The 17,455-nt window shown below is 73.0% G+C and carries 16 protein-coding genes; 10 read left to right on the forward strand and 6 right to left on the reverse strand.

The features are described from left to right. Positions 1–9: 9 nt before the first annotated feature. Positions 10–2,031 carry a primosomal protein N' gene (locus tag BLV02_RS12880; RefSeq protein ID WP_069115004.1) on the forward strand — a complete coding sequence of 674 codons (2,022 nt, stop codon included), beginning with the start codon at positions 10–12 and terminating at the stop codon, positions 2,029–2,031. 160 nt (positions 2,032–2,191) lie between these two features. Here BLV02_RS12880 and BLV02_RS12885 read toward each other — a convergent pair whose 3' ends face one another. Beyond that, positions 2,192–2,866, reverse strand: coding sequence for an energy-coupling factor ABC transporter ATP-binding protein (locus BLV02_RS12885; protein WP_069115003.1), 675 nt, complete (start codon positions 2,864–2,866; stop codon positions 2,192–2,194). Continuing rightward, complete coding sequence (gene ypfJ / locus BLV02_RS12890; RefSeq protein WP_069115002.1) at positions 2,863–3,762, reverse strand: KPN_02809 family neutral zinc metallopeptidase; 900 nt, start codon at positions 3,760–3,762, stop codon at positions 2,863–2,865. Before ypfJ ends, BLV02_RS12885 begins: the two co-directional genes overlap by 4 nt. Before the next feature lie 107 nt (positions 3,763–3,869). Between ypfJ and BLV02_RS12895 the strand changes: the two genes are divergently transcribed. The 3 genes from BLV02_RS12895 to BLV02_RS12905 all read left to right on the forward strand — a co-directional run bounded on the left by BLV02_RS12895 (position 3,870) and on the right by BLV02_RS12905 (position 8,325). Next, entirely contained in the window at positions 3,870–5,468 is a 1,599-nt protein-coding gene (locus BLV02_RS12895) for an ABC-F family ATP-binding cassette domain-containing protein (protein WP_069115001.1), read from the forward strand. Between the two features lie 125 nt (positions 5,469–5,593). Then, complete coding sequence (locus BLV02_RS12900; RefSeq protein ID WP_074946318.1) at positions 5,594–5,815, forward strand: helix-turn-helix domain-containing protein; 222 nt, start codon at positions 5,594–5,596, stop codon at positions 5,813–5,815. A 623-nt stretch (positions 5,816–6,438) separates the two neighbouring features. After that, positions 6,439–8,325 carry an ABC transporter ATP-binding protein gene (locus BLV02_RS12905; RefSeq protein WP_069114999.1) on the forward strand — a complete coding sequence of 629 codons (1,887 nt, stop codon included), beginning with the start codon at positions 6,439–6,441 and terminating at the stop codon, positions 8,323–8,325. A 144-nt stretch (positions 8,326–8,469) separates the two neighbouring features. Here BLV02_RS12905 and BLV02_RS12910 read toward each other — a convergent pair whose 3' ends face one another. From BLV02_RS12910 to BLV02_RS12920, 3 genes are read right to left on the reverse strand one after another with little or no spacing between them, the layout of a single operon-like run. Then, a complete protein-coding gene (locus tag BLV02_RS12910; protein ID WP_069114998.1) occupies positions 8,470–9,231 on the reverse strand; it encodes an SDR family oxidoreductase in 762 nt (253 codons plus the stop codon). A 32-nt stretch (positions 9,232–9,263) separates the two neighbouring features. After that, positions 9,264–11,051 carry a glycoside hydrolase family 15 protein gene (locus BLV02_RS12915; RefSeq protein ID WP_069114997.1) on the reverse strand — a complete coding sequence of 596 codons (1,788 nt, stop codon included), beginning with the start codon at positions 11,049–11,051 and terminating at the stop codon, positions 9,264–9,266. 10 nt (positions 11,052–11,061) lie between these two features. Beyond that, complete coding sequence (locus BLV02_RS12920) at positions 11,062–11,832, reverse strand: SURF1 family cytochrome oxidase biogenesis protein (RefSeq protein WP_171906904.1); 771 nt, start codon at positions 11,830–11,832, stop codon at positions 11,062–11,064. 220 nt (positions 11,833–12,052) lie between these two features. On the opposite strand from BLV02_RS12920, the gene moaA reads away from it, so the two are divergent. Continuing rightward, positions 12,053–13,042, forward strand: a complete 990-nt coding sequence (gene moaA, locus BLV02_RS12925) for a GTP 3',8-cyclase MoaA (RefSeq protein WP_069114996.1) — start codon at positions 12,053–12,055, stop codon at positions 13,040–13,042. A gap of 203 nt (positions 13,043–13,245) precedes the next feature. Here moaA and BLV02_RS12930 read toward each other — a convergent pair whose 3' ends face one another. After that, on the reverse strand, positions 13,246–13,569 hold the full coding sequence (locus BLV02_RS12930) for a DUF3099 domain-containing protein (protein ID WP_069114995.1): 324 nt from the start codon (positions 13,567–13,569) through the stop codon (positions 13,246–13,248). An 81-nt stretch (positions 13,570–13,650) separates the two neighbouring features. Here BLV02_RS12930 and BLV02_RS12935 point away from each other — a divergent pair, with 81 nt between their 5' ends. The 5 genes from BLV02_RS12935 to BLV02_RS12955 are packed head-to-tail and all read left to right on the forward strand — an operon-like array spanning position 13,651 to position 17,447. Further along, a complete protein-coding gene (locus BLV02_RS12935) occupies positions 13,651–13,860 on the forward strand; it encodes a dodecin (RefSeq protein ID WP_069114994.1) in 210 nt (69 codons plus the stop codon). A 47-nt stretch (positions 13,861–13,907) separates the two neighbouring features. Further along, entirely contained in the window at positions 13,908–14,612 is a 705-nt protein-coding gene (locus tag BLV02_RS12940; RefSeq protein ID WP_069114993.1) for a beta-ketoacyl-ACP reductase, read from the forward strand. Then, complete coding sequence (gene fabI, locus BLV02_RS12945) at positions 14,612–15,376, forward strand: enoyl-ACP reductase FabI (protein ID WP_171906903.1); 765 nt, start codon at positions 14,612–14,614, stop codon at positions 15,374–15,376. Before BLV02_RS12940 ends, fabI begins: the two co-directional genes overlap by 1 nt. Further along, a complete protein-coding gene (locus BLV02_RS12950) occupies positions 15,373–16,659 on the forward strand; it encodes an alpha/beta fold hydrolase (protein ID WP_216094600.1) in 1,287 nt (428 codons plus the stop codon). Before fabI ends, BLV02_RS12950 begins: the two co-directional genes overlap by 4 nt. Next, positions 16,659–17,447 (forward strand): DivIVA domain-containing protein, encoded by a 789-nt coding sequence (locus tag BLV02_RS12955; RefSeq protein WP_069114991.1) that lies wholly within the window; start codon positions 16,659–16,661, stop codon positions 17,445–17,447. Before BLV02_RS12950 ends, BLV02_RS12955 begins: the two co-directional genes overlap by 1 nt. Positions 17,448–17,455 lie beyond the last annotated feature (8 nt).

Genomic DNA, 17,455 nt, shown 5'->3' on the forward strand with positions numbered 1-17,455 from the left:
AAACGGTCTGTGAGCGCATCCGAGCCGGCCGAGCCCGATCAGCTGGCGCTGGTCGCCGCGCCCGGCCGGCGCCGGTTCCGCACGCGCGAGCCCGAGCCGGTCGCCGACGAGCGGCCGGTGGCGTCGGTGCTGGTCGACGTCGGGCTGCCGCACCTGGACCGGCCGTTCGACTACCTCGTGCCCGCGTCGATGGACGACGACGCGGTGGTGGGCGCGCGGGTGTCGGTGCGGTTCGCCGGCACCGACCACGACGGCTTCGTGGTCGCTCGCAAGGACTCCAGCGACCACGACGGCAAGCTGGCCCGGCTGCGCCGCGTCGTGTCGGCCGAGCCGGTGCTGGCGCCCGAGATCGTCGCGCTGGCCCGCGCCGTCGCCGACCGCTACGCCGGCACCGTCTCCGACGTCCTGCGGCTGGCCGTCCCGCCGCGGCACGCCACCGCCGAGAAGGCCGCGTCGCCCGAGCCGCCGGCCGCGCCGGAGCGGCCCGAGCCCGGCGGCTGGGCCGAGCACGTCGACGGCGTCGCGCTGCTCGACGCGCTGGCCGGCGGGGGAGCGCCGCGCGCCGTCTGGAACCCCGGCCCGGCCGCCGACTGGCCCGACCTCGTGGCCCGGCTGGTGGCGACCACCCTGTCCGCCGGACGTGGCGCGCTGGTGGTGCTGCCCGACGGCCGCGACCTCGAGCTGGCGTCGGCCGCGCTGACGGCGCTGCTGGGCGCGGGCAGCCACGTCGAGCTGGCCGCCGACGCCGGGCCGTCGACGCGGTACAAGCGCTGGCTGGCGGTGCGCCGCGGGGCCGTGCGGGCCGTCGTCGGCACCCGGTCGGCGGCGTTCGCGCCGGTGCACGACCTCGGCCTGGTGGTCCTCTGGGACGACGGCGACGACCTGCACGCCGAGCCGCGGGCGCCGTACCCGCACGCGCGCGAGGTGCTGCTGCTGCGCGCCTTCCAGGCCGGCGCGGCCGCCGTCGTCGGGGGGTTCGCCCGCACCGCCGAGGCCGAGCAGCTGGTGGCGACCGGCTGGGCGCGGCCGGTGACGCCGTCGCGGCCGGCCGTGCGGGCCGCGGCGCCGCGGGTGCACTCCAGCGGCGACGACCACGAGCAGGCCCGCGACGAAGCCGCCCGCACCGCCCGGCTGCCGTCGCTGGCGTGGCGCACGGCGCGGGCCGGGCTGGGCCGTGGGCCGGTCCTGGTGCAGGTGCCACGGGCCGGTTACCTGCCCGGGGTGGCCTGTGGCCGCTGCCGCACCCCCGCGCGCTGTACGGCCTGTTCCGGGCCGCTGGTACTGGGCCAGGCCGACCGGCCGCCGCGGTGCGCGTGGTGCGCCACCGAGTACCCCTCGTGGCGCTGCGGCGAGTGCGGGCACGGCGCGCTGCGGGCCACCGTCGTCGGCGTGCGACGCACGGCGGAGGAGCTGGGCCGGGCGTTCCCGGGGGTCCCGGTGCTGCTGTCGCGCGGCGAGGCCGTCCGCTCCTCGGTCGACGCCGAACCGGCGCTGGTGGTCGCCACCCCGGGCGCCGAGCCGGTGGCGTCAGGCGGATACGCGGCGGCGCTGCTGCTGGACGGCACGGCGCTGCTGGCCCGCACCGGGCTGCGGGCCGCCGAGGAGGCGCTGCGGCGCTGGCTGCGGGCCGCCGCGCTGGTCCGTCCCGGCACCATGGGCGGCGAGATCGTCGTCGTCGCCGACCCCGGCGCGCCGGCCGTGCAGGCGCTGGTGCGCTGGGACCCGGCCGGGTTCGCCGGACGCGAGCTGGCCGAGCGGGCCGCCCTGCACCTGCCGCCTGCCGCCCGCGTCGCCGAGCTCACCGGCGCCGCGGCGGACGTCGACGACCTGCTCATGCACCTCGACCTCCCGGACGGCGCCGAGGTCATCGGCCCCGTCCCGGTCGACGACGGCGCGCGGGCGATGATCCGGGCGCCCCGTGCGGCGGGGACGGCGCTGGCGGGGGCGCTGCGGTCGGCGGCCGGCATCCGCTCCGCCCGGCGCACCGGGGGATCGGTGCGGGTGCGCGTCGACCCGGTCGACTTCGGCTAGCCGGTCCGCCCAGGTCCGCTGCCGCTCGCCGATTCCCCCTGGTGCTTGGCCGTTGGCTTCACTCGTGCGGTGGGCACGTCACTCGCAGTGGGGCCGGATAGGGGTCTTGGCCGGCGGCCCTGCGGTCCCGGCGCGGGGGAGGTGCACCTGGCGCGGGTGATCAGCGCGACGAGATCTCCACGTAGAAGGCCACCGCGTCGGCCGGGAGCCCGTCGAACACCAGGCGGCCGTCGTCGAAGACGAGGACGCGGTCCATGGCCAGCATGGCGTCGAGGTCGTGCGTCACCAGCACGACCCGCTGCGGCAGCTCGCTCAGCAGCGTCAGAACGCGGCGGGTGTTGCGCCGGTCCAGCAGCGTCGTCGGCTCGTCGCACACGAGCACCTTCGGTTCCGTCACCAGCACCGAGCAGAGCGCCAGCAGCTGCTTCTGCCCGCCCGACAGCAGGTGCGCCGGGTGGTCGGCGTGCCCGGCCAGCCCGAACGACGCCAGCGCCTCGGCGACCCGCTCGGCCACGGCGGACGCGGGGAGGTCGCGCAGCCCGAACGCGACGTCCTCGGCGACCGTCGGCATCAGGATCTGCGCGTCGGGGTCGGTGAACACGAACCCGACCGACCGCCGCACCTGCGCGCCCGACCGCCCCCGCGTCGACAGTCCGTCCACCGTCACCGACCCCGACGTCGGCAGCACCAGGCCGTTGAGCAGCCGCGCGAACGTCGACTTGCCCGAACCGTTCGCCCCGATGACGCCGACGCGGTGCTCCGTCAGGGTGACGGTGACGTCGCGCAGGACCGTGCGGTCGCCGTACCGGTGCGTGACGGCGCCGACCTCGATCACAGCGACGATGCGGCGAAGGTGTCGCAGGCCGCGATGTCGCCGGTCTCGAAGCCGGTGGTGAACCAGCGCTGCCGCTGCTCGCTGGAGCCGTGCGTCCACGACTCGGGCGTGACGGTGCCCTGGAACCGCTCCTGGATGTAGTCGTCGCCGACGGTCTGGGCGGCGGACAGCGCGTCGGCGATGTCCTGGTTGGTCAGCTCGGTGATGAGCGGCTGGCCGGACTCGTCGTCGGCCGTGGTGGCGGCGTGCGCCCACATGCCGGCGTAGCAGTCGGCCTGCAGCTCCAGCCGGACGGCGTCGGACGTGGGGCCGGACTGGGTGCGCACGCGCTGCATCTGGCCGGTGAGGTTCTGCACGTGGTGACCGTACTCGTGGGCCAGCACGTACGCCTCGGCGAACTGGCCGCTGGGCCCGCCGTACGTGGTGCGCAGCTGCTCGAAGAAGCCGAGGTCGAGGTAGACCTTCTGGTCGCCGGGGCAGTAGAACGGCCCGACCTGCGACGACGCCGTGCCGCACCGGGTGGTGACGGAGGACGTGAAGAACGTCGTGGTGGCCGGGGTGTACCGCTCGCCGGCCGCCGCGAAGTAGTCGTCCCAGAACGCCTGCGTCGAGTTCACGTACAGCACGAACCGGCAGTCGGGGTTCTCGTCGATGTCGGCGACCACCTGGCACTCGCGCTCCAGCTCGCCCTCGGAGCCGGGCTCGGCCTGCACCTGCGGCGTGCCGTCGCCGCCGCCGAGGAGGTCGGCCGGGTTGGTGCCGGTCAGCAGCGCGAGCAACGCGAGGACGATCACCCCGATGCCCCCGCCCGCCGCCGCCGTGCGGCCGGCCGGGCGCCGGCCACGCTGGTCGGACACCTGGGAAGGATCCAGGCGTGCTCGCCGGTTGAACTTCATGGCCGATTCACCTCCCGCGTAGACTGCACACCATGATGCCCGTGGCGGACTGATCGTGCTGGACCGATCGCCCACCCATTCCGAGGCCACGGAGAGTTCACCCTGACATGATCACCGCTCATCAGCTCGAAGTGCGCGCAGGCGCGCAGATCCTGCTCGAGGACGCCAGCTTCCGCATCGGTCCCGGCGACAAGGTCGGCCTGGTCGGCCGCAACGGCGCCGGCAAGACCACCCTGACCCGCATCCTGGCCGACGAGGGCCAGCCGGCGTCCGGGTCGGTGGTGCGTACCGGCCCGATCGGCTACCTGCCGCAGGATCCCCGCGTCGGCGACCCCGAGGTCATCGCCCGCGACCGCATCCTCAGCGCCCGCGGGCTCGACGTCGTCGTCGCCAGCATGCGCAAGGCCGAGAAGCAGATGGCGTCCAGCGACGCCGCCGAGCACGAGCGCGGCATGCGCCGCTACGCCCGGCTCGAGGCCGAGTTCCTGGCGGCCGGCGGGTACGCCGTCGAGAGCGAGGCGGCCAGCATCGCCGCCAGCCTCGGGCTGCCCGACCGCGTGCTCGCCCAGCCGCTGCGCACGCTCTCCGGCGGCCAGCGGCGCCGGGTCGAGCTGGCCCGCATCCTGTTCTCCGACGCCGAGACGCTGCTCCTGGACGAGCCGACGAACCACCTGGACGCCGACTCCATCGTGTGGCTGCGCGACTTCCTGCGGGCCTACAAGGGCGGCCTGGTGGTCATCAGCCACGACGTCGCGCTGCTCGACAAGACCGTCAACCGGGTCTTCCACCTCGACGCCAACCGCGGCGCCCTCGACGTCTACAACATCGGCTGGACGGCCTACCTGGCCCAGCGCGAGACCGACGAGCGCCGCCGGCACCGCGAGCGGGCCAACGCCGAGAAGAAGGCCGCCGCGCTGAAGGCGCAGGCCGACCGCATGCGCTACAAGGCCACCAAGGCCACCGCGGCGCAGAACATGGACCGCAGGGCGCAGCGGCTGCTGGCCGGCCTCGAGGACCAGCGCCGCTCCGACAAGGTGGCCAAGCTGCGCTTCCCCGACCCCGCGCCGTGCGGCAAGACGCCGCTCATGGCCACCGGGCTGTCGAAGTCGTACGGGTCGCTCGAGATCTTCACCGACGTCGACCTCGCCATCGACCGCGGCAGCCGGGTCGTCATCCTGGGCCTCAACGGCGCCGGCAAGACGACGCTGCTGCGGCTGCTGGCCGGCATCGAGGACGCCGACACCGGCCGCGTCGAGCCCGGGCACGGCCTGCGGCTGGGCTACTACGCCCAGGAGCACGAGACGCTCGACACCTCGCGCACGGTCCTCGAGAACCTCCGCAGCGCCGCTCCCGACCTCCCGGAGCTGGAGGCGCGGCGGGTGCTCGGCTCGTTCCTGTTCTCCGGCGACGCCGTCGACAAGCCGGCCGCCGTGCTGTCCGGCGGCGAGAAGACCCGCCTGGCGCTGGCGTCGCTGGTCGTGTCCAGCGCGAACGTGCTGCTCCTGGACGAGCCGACGAACAACCTCGACCCCGCCTCCCGCGAGGAGGTGCTGGGCGCGCTGCGCTCGTTCGCCGGCGCGATCGTCCTGGTGACCCACGACGAAGGCGCGGTCGAGGCACTGGGCCCGGAACGGGTCGTGTTGCTTCCCGACGGAGTCGAAGATCTGTGGAACCCTGACTATGCGGAGCTCGTCTCACTCGCATAGGAGAGGCCGATCCCGCCTGCGTTTTTTCGTTCCATCGAGGGACGATCGCGTCTTCGAGTGGCGAAAAAGCGTAATGGAGCGGATCATTGTCCTCTGTCATGCAGGACAACGAAACGGGAGGACGCGTGGCCGAGAAGTTGGTAAAAGGCGCGCGGATCAGTGGGGGGCAGCGTGACAAGCTCGCCTCTGACCTGAAGAAGAAGTACGAAGGTGGTCGGAGCATCCGCGAGCTCGCCACCGAAACCGGGCGTTCCTACGGGTTCGTCCACCGGGTTCTGTCGGAGTCCGGTGTCAACCTACGAGGCCGTGGAGGGGCCACACGAGGCAAGGCGAAGAAGCAGGCCTGACACAGCCCCAGTTGGTCGAGATGCCGGAGGAGGGTGGCCTCCAGCAGCTCGATCACCCCGATTAACGCTTCGTCACCCATCGCGCGGTCCCCGGCGCGCATCGCCCGAACGGGCGAGCGGCGGCGAATCACCGAGTCAGCCCGGCCGGTGAATCGTTCGGCGGATTCTCGAGTCGTCGTACTCGAAACCGAGGGGCCTTCTTGGAGCCGATCGGCAAGTCCGACATATCGGACAGCCTAAAACGGTCGCACTCCGCACTGTTGATCTTGTTTCGCGCCATTGCCCGAGTAAAGGGTGTGCTTTCACGCAGAGTGACGTGAAGGCAGTGTCGGTGCCCGTTCGCGTTCTTTGCGAAGTGGGGCCAACCGGCGCTTCGGCATGCCCGGAAACGCTCCCACACGCTTCGGCGGCCGCCTCCGGTACGGACCGGTTCCGTCACCATGCGTGACGAATGGGTCGATGTCCTCTGCCGCCGTGCCGATCACCGTGCGTGACGATCCGTCGTTCCGGCACGCCGCACGCTCAGAGCGAACGGGGGAAGAAACCCCCGCGCGTCCGACGTTGTCGGCGCCAGGTCGCATGATGGTCGCAGTCGGACGTGAGGGAGGTCGGCGCCGGTGTCGATGGGGATGGGTCATGCCTGGCGCGCCTCCAGGTCGTTCTCCGGCGACCAGTCGGTCACGCACAAACGGCTGGCGCGGGGCACGGTCAGGCGCATCGCCGGCTACGGCCGCCCGTACCGCCGTCAGATCGCCGTCTTCCTCGCCACCACCATCGCCGCCGCGGCGTCCGCGGTCGCCGTGCCGTTGCTGCTGCAGGTCCTCATCGACGACGGCGTCAGCACCGGCGACCGTTCGGTCGTCGTGTGGGCCGCCCTCGCGGTGGCCGGGCTGGCCGTCGTCGACGTCATCCTGGGGCTGCTCGGCCGGTGGATGTCCGCCCGGGTCGGCGAGGGCCTGATCTTCGACCTGCGCCGCCAGGTCTTCGACCACGTCCAGCGCCAGTCGGTCGCGTTCTTCACCCGCACCCAGACCGGTTCGCTGGTGTCGCGGCTCAACAGCGACGTCATCGGCGCGCAGCAGGCGTTCACCGGCACGCTCTCGCAGATCGTCAGCAACGTCGTCACGCTGGCGCTGGCGCTCGGCGCCATGATCCTGCTGTCGTGGCAGATCACCCTCATCGTGCTGGTCCTGGTGCCGCTGTTCCTGCTGCCGGCCCGCTTCATCGGCCGCCGGCTGGCCGACATCAGCCGCGAGTCCATGCAGCTCAACGCCGCGATGAGCCAGACCATGACGGAGCGGTTCAATGTCTCCGGCGCGCTGCTGGTGAAGATCTTCGGCCGCTACCACGACGAGAACGCCGACTTCGGGCAGGCCGCCGGCCGGGTCCGCGACATCGGCGTCGTCCAGGCGCTCTACGCGCGGTACTTCTTCCTCGGCCTGACCTTCCTCGCCTCGCTGGCCACGGCGGTCGTCTACGGCGTCGGCGGCTGGCTGGCCGTCAGCGGCACGCTGGAGGTCGGCACGCTGGTGGCGCTGGCCGCGCTGCTGACCCGGCTGTACGGTCCGCTCACCGCGCTCTCGAACGTCCAGGTCGACATCATGACGGCGCTGGTCAGCTTCGAGCGGGTGTTCGAGGTGCTCGACCTCCCGCCGATGGTCCGCGACGCGCCCGGCGCCCGGCCGCTGCCCGGCCACGACGAGCAGCTGTCGGTGCGGTTCGAGGACGTCCACTTCACCTACCCGGGCGACGAGGTGTCGCTGGCCTCGCTGGAGGCGGTGGCCCGGCCGGCCGTGGCGGCGCCCGAGCCGGTGCTCGAGGGCGTCTCGTTCGACGTCGCGCCGGGCGAGCTGGTGGCGCTGGTCGGCCCGTCCGGCGCCGGCAAGTCGACCATCACGCACCTGGTGTCGCGGCTCTACGACCCCAGCTCCGGCGTCGTCCGGGTCGGCGACCGCGACCTGCGCGACGTCCAGCTCGAGTCGCTGCACGAGGCCGTCGGCGTCGTCACGCAGGACGCCCACCTGTTCCACGACACCATCCGCTACAACCTCGCCTACGCGCGGCCCGGCGCCACCGACGACGACCTGTGGGCGGCGCTCGAGGCGGCGCAGATCGCCGGGCTGGTGCGGTCGCTGTCCGAGGGCCTCGACACCGTCGTCGGCGACCGCGGCTACCGGCTGTCCGGCGGCGAGAAGCAGCGGCTGGCCATCGCCCGGCTGCTGCTCAAGGCGCCCCGTGTGGTGGTGCTCGACGAAGCCACCGCCCACCTCGACTCCGAGTCCGAGCTGGCGGTCCAGCGGGCGCTCGAGACCGCGCTGACCGGTCGCACCTCGCTGGTCATCGCCCACCGCCTGTCGACCATCCGCGGCGCCGACACCATCCTCGTCGTCGACGACGGCCGCATCGTCGAGCGCGGCACCCACGAGCAGCTGCTGGCCGCCGGTGGGACGTACGCCGAGCTCTACCGCACCCAGTTCGCCCTGCAGGACGCGCCCGCCCGCACCGCCTGAGCGGGTGGGTGGCCGCCGAGATCCTCTCGGTGGGGCGGGACCCCGGCGATGCGGGCGGGTGTGCCTCATCCGCGCGTGTAGACGTGAGTGCCAACTGTTGGCGACAGTGTCTACACGCTCGCGGGACTCAGAGCCAGCCCGGACTCAGAGGGAGCGGATCGAGCCTCCGTCGACGGCGATCATGGAGCCGGTGAGGTACGACGCGGCGGGGGAGAGGACGAAGGCGGCGACCCGGCCGAACTCCTCCGGGCGGCCGTAGCGGCGCAGCGGGATGACCTTCGACGCCGCCGCCTTGACCTCGTCGGGGTCGCGGCCGGTCATCGTGGCCAGTTCGCGCAGGCGGTCGGTCTCGATGCTGCCGGGCAGCAGCCCGACCGTGCGCACGCCGTCGGGGCCCAGCTCGTCGGCCAGCTGCTTGATCACCATGGCCAGGCCCGGCCGCAGCCCGTTCGACGCGGCGAGACCGGCGATGGGCGACTTCACCGAGCTGGACAGCACGAACGCCAGCGCGCCGCCGCCGGACAGCCGGGCCGCGACCACCCGGGCCAGCCGGACGGCGCCGAGGAAGACGCTGTCGAAGGCGGCCCGCCACTGGTCGTCGTCGAGGTCGACCACCCGGCCGGCCGGCGGTCCGCCGACGCTGACCAGGGCGCCGTCGAGCCGGCCGAAGCGATCCAGCGCGAGGTCGGCCAGCCGCTCCGGCGTGCCCGGGTCGGCGTTGTCGGCCGCCACGCCCACGACGGAGCCGGAGCCGAGGTCGTCCACCGCGGCGTCGACCGCCTCCTGCGAACGGGACGTCAGCACCAGCCGGGCGCCGTCGGCGACCAGGGCCTCGGCCCCGGCCCGGCCGAGCCCGCGGGTGCCGCCGGTGACGATGTAGACGCGATCCTTCAGCCCGAGATCCATGGGCACCCACCTTAGGGTGTGTCTTCGAGCCGTCAGGCGTGCCCCGTGGCCGGACCCTCGACGTCGGAGAGGAGGAAGGCGGCCGTCACGAGCGGGATGTGGCTGAGCGCCTGCGGGAAGTTGCCGACCATGCGCCCGATGCGCGGGTCGTACTCCTCGGCCAGCAGCCCGAGGTCGTTGCGCAGGCTCAGCAGGTGCTCGAACAGGTCCCGCGCGCGTTCGGTGCGCCCGGTCAGGTGCAGCGCCTCGACCAGCCAGAACGAGCAGGCCAGGAACGCACCCTCGTCGCCGGGCAGGCCGTCGACGTCGTGCTCGGTGCGGTAGCGCAGCACCAGCCCGCTGTCGGTGGACAGCTCCTTCGCGACGGCGTCGACGGTGCCGGCGACGCGCGGGTCGTCGGGCGGCAGGAAGCCGACGATCGGGATCTGCAGCAGCGCGGCGTCGAGCGCCGGGTGGTCGTAGGACTGGGTGAAAGTGTTGCGATCCGGGTCGTAACCATGGGCGACGACGTCCTTCATGATCGTCGCCCGCAGCGCCCGCCACCGGTCCGGGTGGCCGGGCGCGCCGTCGTCCTCCAGGGTGGCGACGGCGCGGTCGGCGGCCACCCACGCCATGACCTTGGAGTGCACGAAGTGCCGCCGCTCGCCGCGGATCTCCCAGATGCCCTCGTCGGGCTGCGACCACGCGCCCTCGAGGTGCTGCAGCAGCTTCTCCTGAAGCGCCCACACGTGCCGCTCCAGCGTCAGCCCGTGCTGACGGGCCCGGGCCAGGGTGTCGATGACCTCGCCGTAGACGTCGATCTGCAGCTGCTCCGCGGCGGCGTTGCCGACCCGCACCGGGCGAGACCCCTCGTAGCCGGCCAGCCAGCCGATCTCGTACTCCGGCAGCCGCCGCTCGCCGCTGAGGCCGTACATGATCTGCAGGTCCGACGGGTTGCCGCCGATGGCCCGGATCAGCCAGTCGCGCCAGGCCCGCGCCTCGTCGACGTACCCGCTGCGGATCAGCGCGTCCAGCGTGAACGCGGAGTCGCGCAGCCAGCAGTAGCGGTAGTCCCAGTTGCGCACGCCGCCGAGGTTCTCGGGCAGCGACGTGGTGGGCGCGGCGACGATGCCGCCGGTCGGCTGGTACGTCAGCGCCTTGAGGGTGATCAGCGAGCGCATGACGGCGTCGCGGTACGGGCCCTCGTAGCGGCAGCGCGCCGCCCACTCGGTCCAGAACGCTTCGGTGGCCGCCAGTGCGCGCAGCGGGTCGACCGGCCGGCTGGGCGGGTGGTGCGACGGCCCCCACGCCAGCACGAAGCCGACCCGCTCGCCCTCGCCGACGGTGAAGTCGGAGTGCGTCGTCAGCGACCGGCCGTAGGTGGGGACCTCGGTGTGCAGCGCGACGGAGTCGGGCCCGGCCACGCCGACGATGAGGCCGTCGTCGCGGTGCATCCACGGCACCGAGCGGCCGTAGTCGAAGCGCAGCCGCAGCTCGCTGTGCATCGTCACCCGGCCGGACAGCCCCTCGACGATGCGGACGACGTCGTGCTCGCCGGTGCTCTCGGGCATGAAGTCGATGACCTTGACGCTGCCGTCGGGGGTGTCCCAGACGTGCTCGAGGATCAGCGTGTCGCCGCGGTACCAGCGGCGGTCGGCCGGGCCGGCGCCCATCGGGGCGATCCGCCAGAAGCCGTTCTTCTCGGTGCCGAGCAGCGACGCGAAACAGGCGGCGGAGTCGAACCGGGGCAGGCAGAGCCAGTCGATGGTGCCGTCGCGGTCGACCAGGGCGGCGGTGTGGAGGTCGCCGATGATGCCGTGGTCCTCGATCAGCCCCGTCATGTCCCCATGTCTACCCGACGGACTGCGTCGGCGCCGGGGTGTCGCTGTCGCCGGAGGTCTCGTCGCGGCCGCGCGCCTCGGCCCGGATCAGCAGGACGAACCCGCCGACGCCGACGACGGCGAACAGGAACCACTGGATCGCGTACGACAGGTGCGGCCCGGACTCGGTGGCGGGCGGGTCGATGAGCTGAAGCGACGTCGCCGGCTCCGGGTCCTGGGTGATCAGCTCGCCCCACGCGCCGTAGAACGGGTACGGCAGCCCGTCGGCGATCGCCTCGACGTCGACGAACCGCACCGACCCCGTCGACGGGTCGACGTCGTGGCCGGTCTCGCTGTGCCGGACCCGCGCGGTGACGGTGACCTCGCCGTCTGACGGGGCCGGCAGTTCGATCTCGTCGTCGTCGCGGCCGTCGGCGGGCACGAACCCGCGGTCGACCAGCAGCGCGGTGCCGTCGTCGCCGACCAGCGGGGTCAGCGCGTGCACACCGCGGGTGCCGTCGACCGGGCGCAGCCGCAGCCGCAGCTCGTTGTCGACGTCCCAGCGGCCGGTGACCTGGACGGTGCTCCACTCGTCGCCCGCGGCCAGCGCCTGGCCGGGCGGGACGAGCTCGGCGGCCGGCACCGCGTCGCCGTCGACGTTGGCCTCGATGACGGCGTTGCGGTCCTGCCGCTGCTCGTTGCGGTCGAGCTGCCAGAGCCCGAGGCGGACGCACAGCAGCACCAGGAGCACTCCGGCGAGCGTGCGCACCAGCCAGCGCCGCGACGCCAGGAACCTGTACACGGGATCGACGGTACGCCGAGGCCTCACCCAAGGCCCCACCGGGGGCTCAGGGGTGTCGGACGGATCTTCGCCGGCGCGGATCGGCGACCAGACGCCGACCAGCGGCGTTGTCGTCGTCGGCCGATGGCTCCGCATCGACCTCCTCCTCCGCCTTGCTGGACCGACGACTGGACGCCGCCCGCATCCGCCAATATCCGTCCGACACCCCTAGGCTGGAGAGATGCTGGTCGACCGATATGGACGCGTGGCCACCGACCTCCGGGTGTCGCTGACCGATCGCTGCAACCTGCGGTGCACCTACTGCATGCCGGAGGAGGGCCTGGCCTGGCTGCCGCGCCAGGACATCCTCACCGACGACGAGGTGGTGCGGCTGGTCCGGATCGCCGTCGAGCGGCTGGGCGTGCACGAGGTCCGGTTCACCGGCGGCGAGCCGCTGCTGCGCCGCGGGCTGGTCGACATCGTCGCCGCGTGCTCCGGGCTCGAGCCGCGCCCGGAGCTGTCGCTGACGACCAACGCCATCGGGCTGGCGAAGCTGGCCGGCGCGCTCGCCGACGCCGGGCTCGACCGTGTCAACGGGTCGCTCGACACCCTGCGCGCCGACCGGTTCGAGACGCTGACGCATCGCCGCCGCCTCGACGACGTCCTGGCCGGGCTGACCGCGGCGCGCGACGCCGGGCTCGACCCCATCAAGATCAACGCCGTCCTCATGCGCGGCATCAACGACGACGAGGCGCCGGAGCTGCTGGCGTGGGCGCTCGAGCACGGCTACGAGCTGCGCTTCATCGAGCAGATGCCGCTCGACGCCCAGCACGGCTGGGACCGCGCCACCATGGTGACGGCCGCGGAGATCCTGGCGTCGCTGCAGTCGGTGTTCACGCTGACCCCGCTGGGCGACGTCGAGCGCGGCAGCGCGCCGGCCGAGACCTGGCTGGTCGACGGCGGGCCGGCGCGCGTCGGTGTCATCGCGTCGGTCACCCGCCCGTTCTGCGGCAGCTGCGACCGCACCCGGCTCACCGCCGAGGGCCAGGTGCGCAACTGCCTGTTCGCGCGCGAGGAGTCCGACCTGCGCGGCGCCATGCGCTCGGGCGCCGACGACGCCGAACTGGCCCGCCGCTGGGAGATCGCGATGGCCGCCAAGGCGGCCGGTCACGGCATCGATGACCCCGGGTTTCTGCAGCCGTCGCGGCCGATGTCGGCGATCGGCGGCTGATTCCTTCGAAACGCCGGTGAGCTGCGGCTATCGGCCGTTGATCAGCAGGTGGGCGGCGGTGATCCGGCCGCGAGATGAGGACGACGCCGGGCAGCCACGGGGGAAGCCGCCCGACGTCGCCGGTACGCAACGCACCGACGGGGGAATACGGAACGTGCGCCTGGGGAGTATTGCACGTTCCACAACCACTTCGGAAGGCCCTGTCAATGTTCGATTCGATCTTTGGCTACTGGCGCAGCCGGAAGTTCGAGTCGCGGCGGAGGGACCACTGGTGAGAGCGCACTGTGGCGTGGCTGGCGGGTCGCGTTGGCGATGACGACGGCGATGTACGGGAGCACGACCGCACCCAGGATGAACACGATCCGCAGCCAGCCCTGGCTGATGACTGCCAGTGGCAGACATGCGACACGGATGCCCATCATGACGAGGTAGCGGCGCTGCCGGCTGGCGAGGTCGTCGCTGCGCGGCGCCGCGGCCGTCGTGACCGACGGCACAGGGTCGCTTCGTCGCGCGCCGTTTCCGCTCACCCCTCCACGGTAGGCCAGAATCGAGCGATCAGCGCGGCCGGGCCGCCCATTCGGCCCGGCGCCCGGGAAGAGGAGAAGGTCATGAATCGCACGTACCGAGTGACCGAGATCGTGGGGACGTCGACGGACGGCGTGGAGGCCGCGGTGCGCAACGGCATCGGCCGGGCCGCGCAGACCCTGCGCCACCTCGACTGGTTCGAGGTCACGGAGATCCGCGGCCAGATCGTCGACGGCGAGGTGCAGCATTTCCAGGTCGGCATGAAGGTCGGCTTCCGGCTCGAGGACGCCTGACGGTAGCGTCGGCGCGGACGTGTAACCCAGAGTGAGGAGAGCCCGACGTGGGTCGGTCCGTACTGGTGACCGGTGGCAATCGCGGCATTGGCCTCGCCATCGCGCGCTCGTTCGCGCAGGCCGGTGACGACGTCACCATCACCTACCGCAGCGGCGAGCCGCCCGAGGGACTGGCCGGGGTGCGCTGCGACGTCACCGACAGCGACTCGGTCGACGCGGCGTTCACCGAGGTCGAGGCCGCGCAGGGGCCGGTGGAGGTGCTGGTGGCCAACGCCGGCATCACCCGCGACACCCTGATGCTGCGCATGAGCGAGTCCGACTTCACCGACGTCGTCGACACCAACCTCACCGGAGCGTTCCGGGTGGCCAAGCGCGCCGCCAAGGGCATGCTCCGGGCCCGCAAGGGCCGCGTCGTGTTCATCTCCAGCGTCGTGGGCCTGCTCGGCTCGCCCGGCCAGGTCAACTACGCCGCCAGCAAGGCCGGCCTCGTCGGGCTGGCCCGGTCGATGTCGCGCGAGCTGGGCAGCCGCAACATCACCGCCAACGTCGTCGCGCCCGGCTTCGTCGAGTCCGACATGACCGCCGAGCTCACCGAGGCCCGCCGCAAGGAGATCCTCGACAGCGTCCCGCTCGGCCGCTACGGCAGTGCCGACGAGATCGCGCGGGTGGTGCGCTGGGTGGCCAGCGACGACGCGGCGTACGTGACCGGAGCCGTCATCCCGGTGGACGGCGGATTGGGGATGGGGCACTGATGGGCATTCTCGAGGGCAAGCGGATCCTGGTCACCGGGGTCCTGACGGAGGCGTCGTTCGCGTTCCACGTGGCGAAGCTGGCGCAGCAGGAGGGCGCCACCGTCGTCCTGACCGGCTTCGGCCGGATGAGCCTGGTCGAGCGCATCGCCAAGCGGCTGCCGTCGCCGGCGCCCGTCGTCGAGCTGGACGTCACCAGCACCAAGCAGCTCGACTCCCTGGCCGCCCGGGTCGGCGAGTACGTCGACGGCCTCGACGGCGTCGTGCACTCGGTCGGGTTCGCGCCGCAGACCGCGCTCGGCGGCAGCTTCCTGGAGACCCCGTTCGAGGACGTCGCCACCGCCGTGCACGCGTCGACGTACTCGCTGAAGTCGCTGACCATGGCCACGCTGCCGCTGATGCCCGGCGGCGGTTCCGTCGTCGGCATGGACTTCGACGCGCAGGTGGCCTGGCCCGGGTACGACTGGATGGGCGTGGCGAAGGCCGGCCTCGAGGCGACGGCGCGCTACCTCGCCAAGTACCTGGGTTCGCAGAACATCCGGGTCAACCTCATCTCCGCCGGGCCGGTGAAGACGATGGCGGCGCGGTCCATCCCGGGCTTCTCCGACTTCGAGGGCGTCTGGAACGACCGCGCGCCGCTCGGCTGGGACCTCTCCGACCCCGAGCCCGGCGCCCGCGGCGTCGTCGCGCTGCTGTCCGACTGGTTCCCGAAGACGACCGGTGAGGTCATCCACGTCGACGGCGGTGTGCACGCGGTGGGCGCGTGATCCCGGCCGGGCGCGACGGGTCGGTGCGGCTCGGCGGCCTGGTCGTCCGGGACCACTGGTTCGACGCCCCGCAGTCGCACGCCGCTCCTGACGGCGAACGGATCCGGCTGTACGCGCGGGAGGTCGTGTCCGCGGCGGCGCCCGATCGCGACCTGCCGTGGCTGCTGTTCCTGCAGGGTGGGCCGGGTGGGAAGGCCACGCGCCCGCCCGGCGCGTCGGGGTGGGTGGGCCGGGCGGTCCAGGACTTCCGGGTGCTGCTGCTGGACCAGCGCGGCACCGGCCGGTCGACGCCCGCGACGGCGGCGACGCTGGCGGCCCGCGGCGACGCCGCCGCGCAGGCCGAGTACCTGTCGCACTTCCGGGCCGACGCCATCGTGGCCGACGCCGAGCTGATCCGTCGCGCCCTTCTCGGTGACGACGGGCGCTGGCACGTACTGGGGCAGTCCTTCGGCGGGTTCTGCTCGCTGACCTACCTGTCGTTCGCGCCCGGCGGTCTGGCGTCGGTCATGCTGACCGGCGGGCTGGCCCCGATCGCCGTGGCCGTCGACGACGTCTACGCCGCCACCTATCCCGCCGCCGAGCGGAAGAACGAGCGGTTCCACGCGGCGTTCCCGCAGGCCCGGGCCCAGCTGGAGGCCGTGGCGGCGTTCGTCCGCGCGAACGACGTCGTGCTGCCGGACGGCTCGCGGCTGACCGTGCCGCGGTTGCAGGCGCTGGGGCTGGCCCTCGGCGCGAAGTCGGCGATTCCGGGTCTGGTCTACCTGCTGGAGGAGGCGTTCGCCGCCGACGGCGTGCTGTCCGACACCTTCCTCGTCGGCGCCTGGCAGGCCCTCTCGTTCGCGACCCAGCCGCTCTACGCCGTCGTGCACGAGGCCTGCTACGCGCACAACGCGGCGACCCGGTGGTCGGCGCAGCGGGTGGGCGCCGAGCTGGCGCAGTTCGCGCCCGACGCGGACCCGCTGCTGTTCACCGGCGAGATGATCTACCCCTGGATGTTCGAGCACGACCCCGCGCTGATCCCGTTGCGCGACACCGCTCAGCTGCTGGCCGAGCGGGAGTGGGGGCCGCTGTACGACCTCGACCGGCTGGCCGCCAACGAGGTGCCCGTCGCGGCCGCCCTCTACACCGACGACATGTACGTCGACGCAGGTCTGTCCCGTGACACCGCCGCGCGGGTGCGTGGGCTGCGCACCTGGGAGACCAACGCCCACGAGCACGACGGCCTGCGCGAGACCGAGGACGTCGTCGACCGGCTGATCCGGATGAACCGCGGGGAGCTCTGATGGCGAAGCCGCGCTTCACCGTCGTGGCGCGCGGCTACGACCGCGCCCAGGTCGATGCGCACTGCACGCGCATCGAGGCGACGCTGGCGGGGACGGCGGGCACGCTCGCGATCACCGCGGCGGAGGCGGTGAACCCGACGTTCGCCATCGTGCTGCGCGGCTACGACCACCACGAGGTCGAGGCGTGGGTGCGCGCCCGCGCCGAGCTGCTCCCCGGCGCCGGTGCGCCCGCCCCGTCCGCCTCCGTCGTCCAGCCGCCCGGGCAGGTGCCGGGCGCCCGGTTCCTGGTCGTTCGGTTGCGTGAGGGGTACGACATCGGCGAGGTCGACGCGTTCGTCGAGCGGATCCGGAACGGCGCGGGGTCGCTGACCGCCGACGAGGTGAACGCCGTCCAGTTCACGACCGTGCGGCTGCGGGCCGGCTACGACATGCAGGCCGTCGACGAGTACCTGGACGCGGTGGCCGCGCAGGTGCGCCCCGCAGCTCCGTCCACTGCTCCGGAGTCGACCACGACGGACTGGCGCGAGGCGGTGAACGCGCGGTACGAGCTGCTGAAGGTCGCCGAACGGCCGGCCGGGGACCGGTTCCGGACCGTGCGGCTGGGGGAGGGCTACGACCTCGGCGAGGTGGACACGTTCGTCGACCACGTCCGCGCGACGCTGGCCACGAGCCTGACCGCCGCCGAGGTGCGGGCGGCCGAGTTCACCACCGTCCGGCTGCGCGAGGGCTACGACATGCAGACGGTCGACGAGTGGCTCGCCGCGGTCGCGGCCGCCACCCGGGGCTGAGCCGGCGG

This window comes from Jiangella alba (genome assembly GCF_900106035.1).
Lineage (GTDB): Bacteria > Actinomycetota > Actinomycetes > Jiangellales > Jiangellaceae > Jiangella > Jiangella alba.